Source organism: Hypericibacter sp. (genome assembly GCF_050729195.1).
Taxonomy (GTDB): Bacteria; Pseudomonadota; Alphaproteobacteria; order Dongiales; family Dongiaceae; genus Hypericibacter.
On sequence record NZ_JBOHKS010000227.1, the window covers coordinates 1 to 4,957 of the forward strand.

A 4,957-nucleotide genomic window follows, 5' to 3' on the forward strand; every position below is an offset into this window, starting at 1 on the left:
CGTGGCGGTGCTGGCCAACATCCCCGAGGACCCGCGCGTCTATGCCTTCCCCTTCCGCCAGGACCGGCTGATCGCGTTCGTCGAGCGCGATCATGGCTGGGCCGGGCGCGAAGCCGTGACCCCGAAGGAGCTGGCCGGGCGGCGCCTGGTCTTGCGCGAGATCGGCTCGACCACCCGGCGCCTGTTCGAGAACGCGATGGCGGCGCGCGGGCTGGCGCTGGGCGAGGTGCTCGAGGTCAATTCGCGCGAAGCGGTGCGCGAGACGGTCGCCGCCGGGCTTGGCATCGGCGTGGTCTCGGAGAGCGAGTTCGGCAGCGACCGGCGGCTGGTGCCTTTGCGTATCGATGCCGAGGAGCTCGCCATGACGGAGTACGTCGCCTGCCTCGCGGAGCGACGCGATCTCAGCCTGGTGCGGGCGTTCCTCGACATATTGGAGCGGCAGGTGCCGGGGGAGCGGTGATGCCTCATGCTCTGCCACTCTCGGCAGGTCACGGCAGTCTCTATCGGCTTCTCCAATCCTCCTCGCCTCGGGGGCGAGCGTTCCGGGCTACCATTCCCAGGCGCGGCTCCCATAGCCGGCGGTCGATATCGCCGGTGATGTCTTCGCGAGCGAGCCCGATGTCGTGCAGCTCCGCGTCATTCATCACCTGCAGCTGGTCGACACTCATCCGCCGCTGATGCTGTTCACCAAGCCACAGCCGGAGACGGCCGATGGCGGTCCGCCAGACCGAGGAGCCGCCGGCTGGCGTCTTCGTCACGCCCGGCCCGCCGGTCGACGCGATCAGGATGCCGGTGAAGACGGCGGCGATGCCGACGATCAGGGAAAGTCCGATCGGCTCGCCCACCAGGAATGTCGCCACGATCGAAGCCGTCAGGGGATTGAGCGTGATCGTGTTCGTCACTTTCGTTGGCGTCGTGCGCGCCAGCGCGAACACCCAGAGGAAGAAGGTCAGCGCTGCCCCGAAAATGGCGAGATACCCGACAGCGGCCCATTGGCTCACGCCGAAATCGCCCGTGCTCGCAAAGCCGCCGCCCGCCAAGGCAAGCAGGCAGACGACCAACGACCCCGATCCCATGCCGGCCGTGACGAATCCCAAAGGACTCGATCGTGCGATGAAGGGGCGCGACCAGATGCTGTAGAGCGCTATGCATAGAGTTGCGGCGAGCATGATCGCATCGCCGCGCCATGCGCCTCGAGGCGCGTCTCCCAGGCCCGTGATCAGGGCAATCGCAACGCCGCCGATGGCGATCAAGACGCCCACCGACTTGCGCCGGGTCAGCGGCTCCGCCCGCAATGCCGACGCCGCGAGCATGGTCACCAGGGGCAAGGTCGACAGTGCCAACGCGCCGCGCGCCGCGGAGGTGTAGCGGAGCGACAGATTGAAGAGGCCCATGAAAATGGCAAAGAACAGGATGCCGAGCATCGCGACGCCAAGCCAGTCGCGGCCTTTCGGCCACCGGCTTCCCAGCAGCAGCGCCATCGGCAGCAAGAGCAGGAAACCCAGACCGAATCGCATGCCGGCAAGGGTCACGGGATCCGTGGCGCCGATGACATAGCGCGTGAAGGCCGTGTTCATGCCCCCGATCGAGCTGGACAGGATCGCGGCCAGGAGACCGAGGGTCTCGCCGCCCCTGTTGCTCGCACCGGGCGCTTCGCCGCTTGACACACGCCGTTCCGGTTCCATTGCCGCCCCCAACGAGAAAGTTGCGGGGGCACTCTCCGGGCCGGCGGCGCCTCAATCAATTACGTGGGAGGTAATGGCCGGAGAGATCCCTAGGCCGGCTCGCGGAAGAATCGGGTTGTCGGCTCGTCCATAGGAAAGAAGCTCTCGACCCGGATCTCCTGAACCGTGATGTCCTGTGGCGTTCCGAGCGTGGCGATGGTCGTGAAGACATGCAGGGACTTGTCCGACTTCCGCAGATGAATCGGAAGCAGCGGTCGTGGCGCCTCCTCAAAGGCTGCCGAATGCGATAGCCCCTGCAATCCTTCATAAGAAAGCAGGCGGGTCAGCAGCGACGCGGATTGGGGCGAGCCGTCCGCGATGGCGTCGGCCTGGACCCCTCGGATGAAGTGGAGAGCCACCTCCTCCCAGTTCACCACGAAGGGCCGCATGACGGCGGGCGACAAGAGGGCATCCGCCAGATTGACAGGCCCTGCTGGAACCGCGCCGAGAATGAACTCGACCAGACGCACCGCGCCTTTGTTGGCGCGCTGCAAGTTCCAATGGCGGTCCACCACAAAGGCCGGGAAGGGCTCCTGCTGGGCCAGAATGTGATCGAGCGCACCATCGACCTGGGCGAGCTCGGGCTCGCCCAGTTTCCCCTCCCGCCAGATGGCGGCATAGCCCGCCGATATCAGGAAGCTATTCTGTTGGCGCAGCGATAGGTTCAAGGCCGCAGCCAGGTCCAGCACCATCGGCTGACTGGGCGCCGCGCGACCGGACTCCAGGAAACTGAGATGGCGCTGGGACGTTCCTGCGGCACCAGACAGCTCGAGCTGAGACAGGCCTCGGCGCTTTCGCCACCAGCGCAGCTGCTCGCCGAAGTTCTTGTGCGTGGTGCTCGCCATGACCGATCTCGCTTCCGATCATTTTCCGCTCGGGGCGAACTCTACACCAATCCCCTCACCGCAAGCACAGATCCCTCGATCCCTGACGAGCGCTGCAGCGTCGGAATGAGCCCGTGACGCTCACTTCGCCTCAGCGAGCCACATTCACGGGCGCCGGCAGATGAGGCAAGACCGAATCGCCGATCGCCTGGCGTGCGCGCTCATGCACCGACAGGGCCGCGACGACCGATATGACCGCGCCGGCCATGATATAGAAGGCCGGCAGCATGGGGTGGCCCGTCACTCCGATCAGCCATGTGGCGACCGCCGGCGCCGTGCCGCCCACGATGCCCAGTGTGATGTTGTAAGCGGTCGAGACGGCCGAGCAGCGGACATGGCGCGGGAAAATCTCGCAGATCGCGATGGGATTGACCGCGCCATAGGAGCCGATGAGCAAGGCAAATCCGAACTGGCCGAGGATGACGAGCGGGATCTGTCCGGTCTGCATCAGCGCCATCAGCGGCCAGGAGAACAGCAGCAGCCCGATCGCCGCACCCACCAGGATCGGCTTGCGCCCGATCCGGTCGGAAAGCCTCGACATGCCGAGGATCATGACCAGCATGACCGCCATGTTGAAGGAGTTGATCTCCAGCGCGACGCTCGCCCCGATGTCGGCGAAGAGCTTCAGCCAGGTGATGATGTAGACGAAGATCAGGTAGAAGCCTTGCGCAAAGACCAGGCTCATGCCGACGACCTGCAGCAGTTGCATCGGGTGCACGCGCAACGCCTGCAGCAAAGGAAAGCCCTTTGTCGCCGCCGGCTTGTCGAAGGGCATCCGCCGCCTGAGGATGAAGCCGACGCCACCGACGACCACACCGAACAGGAATGGCAGCCGCCAACCCCAGGCGACGACATCCTCCAGCGGCATGGCGTTCATGATCGTGGCGCCCACGGCGGAGCCCAGCAGAATTCCGGCGACAGCACCGAAGGGCGCCCAGGCGCTGGCGCCGCCACGGCGTTGCGGATGCGCGGTCTCGGCGAGGAATACCGCCGAGCTGGTGAATTCACCGCCGACGGCGAGGCCCTGAACGATGCGGCAGAGTAGCATCAGCAGCGAGGCCGTAACGCCGATCTGCGCATAGGTGGGCAGCAGGCCGATCGCGAAGGTCGGCACCGCCATGGCGATCACCGACCAGAGCAAAGCGGGCCCGCGGCCGACACGATCGCCGATATAGCCGAACAGGACCGCGCCCAGCGGGCGCATAAGGAATCCGATGGCAAAGACGCCGAAGGCGGCAAGCAGCGAGGTCAACGGATCGTCGGACGGGAAATAGAGGTTGCCGATGGTCCGGGCGAAGAAGCCATAGACCGAGAAATCATACCATTCCATCACGTTGCCGACGATGCCGGCCGCGACCACCCGCCGGCGGGAACGGTTTCCTTCCTCGATCGACATGATGCGGCATCCCCCTCGGTCAAATCATGGTCCGGGCATCGAGGCTCCCCGTCCCTCGCGTGACGCCCCTCATTGCAGCCGGAGCAGTCCTACGGCACCTCCGCTCGATATTCCTCGAACCAACTATCGTCCTGCTCATACCCGTATTCGCGCAAAATGGAGAACAGCGCCGGACAGGCCAGGAACTGCTGGCGAATTCGCTCGCGATGCTGCGGCGCGCGCCAGGCATCGATGTTCCGCAAGTCCACGGGCCGCTTGCCGTTCAGGGCACGCTGCAGACGTTCCGGGATGTCGTGCTCGAAGAACTGGCCGAAGCTGCCCGAGTACCTGAATCCGATCTGGCGTCCCAGTTCCCGCTGCACCGCGTCGCTGTCCCGCAGAAGGTCCTCGTATTTCAGGACGATGGGGGACAATTCGGCGTGAGACTTCACGTAGGAGATCGCCTCGTCGATCGCGAGAACGCCCGGGTTGGTGAATGTCGCCGTCTGTCCCTCGATGAAATACTGATGATCCCAGGCGACGAAATAGTCGTCGGGCACGGCGACATGACGCGAGGTGATGACGGCCCGGATGTCGCGGATCATGATGACGAACCAGAGAGGCTTCTCGAAGACATTCTTCCGGACGATGTTGTCGAAAGCGAAGATGTCGAGAGGGCGCTTCGTGACGTAGCTGTCCAGGGTTTCGCCGATGACGCTCCCGGCGCGGCACTCGTTTTCCACAAACATGAAGTTCGTCACCGTGGTGCGAAGCATGTTGTAGAAGAGCGTCGTGCCGCTCCGCGAGTAGCCGCAAACACACACATGAGTCGGCATTTGAGGAGCCGAAGCGAGTGTGGATTCGAAGTGATGCGGCTGTTTCATGTCCTTCACGAACCTCGTCGCGCTCGGACGTTGTTGCCATTCCGGACTGGATGGAGCCTCACGGTTTCTTCCCAATCGGTCAATGCCGAC

Annotated in this window: 5 protein-coding genes; 1 reads left to right on the forward strand and 4 read right to left on the reverse strand. The window is 64.6% G+C overall.

Going from position 1 to position 4,957, the window contains the following annotated elements; all coding sequences use genetic code 11:
* Positions 1-460 (forward strand): LysR substrate-binding domain-containing protein (locus ACREE8_RS18020; RefSeq protein ID WP_431574387.1); only part of this gene is annotated, 460 nt, incomplete at its 5' end.
* A 40-nt stretch (positions 461-500) separates the two neighbouring features.
* Here ACREE8_RS18020 and ACREE8_RS18025 read toward each other — a convergent pair.
* The 4 genes from ACREE8_RS18025 to ACREE8_RS18040 form a co-directional block, all read right to left on the reverse strand.
* Positions 501-1,685 (reverse strand): EamA family transporter, encoded by a 1,185-nt coding sequence (locus ACREE8_RS18025; RefSeq protein WP_431574388.1) that lies wholly within the window; start codon positions 1,683-1,685, stop codon positions 501-503.
* An 89-nt stretch (positions 1,686-1,774) separates the two neighbouring features.
* Complete coding sequence (locus ACREE8_RS18030; RefSeq protein WP_431574389.1) at positions 1,775-2,569, reverse strand: helix-turn-helix domain-containing protein; 795 nt, start codon at positions 2,567-2,569, stop codon at positions 1,775-1,777.
* Between the two features lie 130 nt (positions 2,570-2,699).
* Positions 2,700-4,004 carry an MFS transporter gene (locus ACREE8_RS18035; RefSeq protein ID WP_431574390.1) on the reverse strand — a complete coding sequence of 435 codons (1,305 nt, stop codon included), beginning with the start codon at positions 4,002-4,004 and terminating at the stop codon, positions 2,700-2,702.
* An 89-nt stretch (positions 4,005-4,093) separates the two neighbouring features.
* A partial coding sequence (locus ACREE8_RS18040) for a hypothetical protein (RefSeq protein ID WP_431574391.1) occupies positions 4,094-4,957 on the reverse strand: 864 nt, incomplete at its 5' end.

Excerpts from the sequence above, each read along its gene's own strand:
- ACREE8_RS18025 (WP_431574388.1), bottom strand. The coding sequence starts at position 1,685 with ATGGAACCGGAACGGCGTGTGTCAAGCGGCGAAGCGCCCGGTGCGAGC.
- ACREE8_RS18035 (WP_431574390.1), bottom strand. The coding sequence starts at position 4,004 with ATGTCGATCGAGGAAGGAAACCGTTCCCGCCGGCGGGTGGTCGCGGCC.
- ACREE8_RS18030 (WP_431574389.1), bottom strand. The coding sequence starts at position 2,569 with ATGGCGAGCACCACGCACAAGAACTTCGGCGAGCAGCTGCGCTGGTGG.